Genomic DNA, 2,302 nt, shown 5'->3' with positions numbered 1-2,302 from the left:
TGTAAATGCTGTTTCAAAATTCCCCACATGTGCTGTCGGAAAATTCCCCAGCACGGATATGGTGATCAGCCATTGAGGTGATCGATAGCTCCATGCTTTGGGGGCCTACCGCGGCGCTTTGGCGCTGCCGGTGGCATCAGATTGGCGTGGGCCCGTGTATGCTCGGGGATCAGATCGGCATGCTGGCGCAGGCGATAGCTGGCACCTTCGATGTGGACGACGACAGCATGGTGAAGTAGCCGGTCGAGCAGCGCGGTGGCGACGACCGGGTCGCCGAAGACCTCGCCCCACTCGGCAAAACCGCGATTGGAGGTCAGGATCATCGCTCCCTTTTCGTAGCGGGCATTGACCAGCTGGAAGAAGAGGTTGGCACCACCTGGCGTGATTGGCAGGTAGCCAATTTCATCGACGATCAGCAGCGAAGCCCGCGTGTAGAAGCGAATTTTCTCGGCCAGACGCCCCTCGCGTTCGGCTCTGGTGAGCGCCTCGAGCAGTTCTGCCAGAGAGCAGCGATAGACGCTGCGTCCGGCCCTGACGGCGGCCACGCCGATGGCTGTGGCCAGATGGGATTTTCCGGTGCCTGGCGGGCCCAGAAAATGCAACACCTCGGCCCGATTGATGAACTCGAGCTGGGCCAGCGCGGTGATGCGATGCCTGTCGAGTGAAGGCTGGAACGAGAAGTCGAAGCTCTCGATAGTTTTGATCGGCATGAGGCGGGCGGTGCGCAGTGCTACGCTGATGCGCCGTCCCTCGCGCAGGTTCAGTTCTTCGGCCAGCAGATCGTCGATGGCCTCGATGGCGCTGATCTCGCCCTTTTCCAGCCTGCCCAGCGTGTGATCAAGCGTTTCGAGGGCGCGTGCCATATGGAGAGCCAGCAGGCTTTGTCGGATGCGTTCGGTGACAGACATCATGCGGTCCCTTTGGCATTGATGTTGGCCAGGCGTTCACCCACCGCGCCGTAGAAAGCCAGAGGACGCTGGAGGATCGGCACCGCCGGTGTCGTCGGCAACATCTCGGCGTGTTGAACCGGTGGGGCCTTGCGGTGGCCTGGCTCGATCCGCTTACGGTTTTTGCCTTCCAGCACGGGATGCCGGGCGATGAGTTTCCCTTCCTCGAAGATCAGGACTTCATGTGTATGGTGCTGGATCTCGACCACGCGACGGCGGGCAGTGTCAGGCACACTGTAATAATTGCCGGCCACCGCCACCATCCCCTCGCGGCTGATCCGCCGCTCGACGCTCAGAACAGCATCGTAGCGCAGGGCAGGCAATGGATGCAGATGGGGCTGCTCCTGTGCAAAATGCTCCTGCACGATCCGCCCGGTGGTGGCATGTGCCCGCGCGTTGGCGATATCCGCGCGCCAGACGTCGAACTGGGCGTTGAGGTCATCGAGATCATGGAAGCTGCGGCCAAGGAAGAAGTCCTGACGGATGTAGCGGAAGGGTCGCTCGACCTTGCCCTTGGTCTTGGCGCGATAGGGCTGGCAGGCTCTGGGGGCGCTGCCATAATGGGCCAGAAGCGCCACCAGCGAGGCATTGTAGGTCACCACGCCCGCATCATCCTCACCGATGACAGCGGTCTTCATGCGATCGTAGAGAATTTCCGTGCAGCAGCCCGCCATCGCCTCGAAGGCGGCGATGTGGCAACGCATCACTGTTTCCAGACCCTGGTTCGGGCAGAAACGTCCCCACAGCCAGCGACTGTGCCCCAGCACCATGCTGAACAACCAGACCTTGCGCACGATGCCTGGCTCGCCGGTGAAGACTGTCTGGAATTCCGCAAAATCGACCTGCGCCTGAACGCCGGCTCCGGTCTCGAAGCGCCGCTCATAAGGCCTGGGCAGCGGGGGGCGGATTTGCCGGAGATATTCCGTCAGCGATGAATAGGCACCGTCATATCCCATGTCGCGAATTTCACGATGCAGCCTGCGCGATGAAAGTCCGGGATAACTTGCCATCCGCTCCAACAGATAGGTTCGATAAGGTTCTGCTGCGCTGGCCACCGGTTTACGCGGTGCATAGGCTGGAGTCTCCAGCCCATTGGCCAGATACTTCTTCACTGTCTTGCGATCGAGCCCTGTCTGGCGCGCGATGGCGCTGATGCTGAGCCCCTGTCTTTTGAGTTCCTGGATCAAAACGACCTCCCTGAGTCCTATCACCTGCTCGCCCTTCCTTTGGCATCAGCAGGGATAAATGTGCCGCGTGATCGTCATGGGGGCATGCCCCCATGACGATCACGCACAGTCCTCAAACTGGGGAATTTTCAACCAGCACATTTGGGGAGATTACAACCAGCACTCACA

General features: G+C 60.6%; 2 protein-coding genes. Both read right to left on the bottom strand.

Annotated elements, in window-relative coordinates; all coding sequences use genetic code 11:
• Positions 1 to 65: 65 nt before the first annotated feature.
• Positions 66 to 911 (bottom strand): IS21-like element helper ATPase IstB, encoded by an 846-nt coding sequence (istB, locus tag HKD31_RS15850; protein ID WP_007396167.1) that lies wholly within the window; start codon positions 909 to 911, stop codon positions 66 to 68.
• Positions 908 to 2,158 carry an IS21 family transposase gene (gene istA / locus HKD31_RS15845; protein WP_007396168.1) on the bottom strand — a complete coding sequence of 417 codons (1,251 nt, stop codon included), beginning with the start codon at positions 2,156 to 2,158 and terminating at the stop codon, positions 908 to 910. The genes istB and istA overlap by 4 nt, the downstream gene beginning before the upstream one ends.
• Between the last annotated feature and the right edge of the window lie 144 nt (positions 2,159 to 2,302).

The organism is Gluconobacter potus, from assembly GCF_015244705.1.
GTDB classification, from domain to species: domain Bacteria; phylum Pseudomonadota; class Alphaproteobacteria; order Acetobacterales; family Acetobacteraceae; genus Gluconobacter; species Gluconobacter potus.
Note: the sequence above shows the minus strand (reverse complement) of the source record. Positions and strands in the feature narration are given on the sequence as shown.

Coding starts and splice junctions, on each gene's coding strand:
- istB (WP_007396167.1), bottom strand. CDS start 911: ATGATGTCTGTCACCGAACGCATCCGACAAAGCCTGCTGGCTCTCCAT.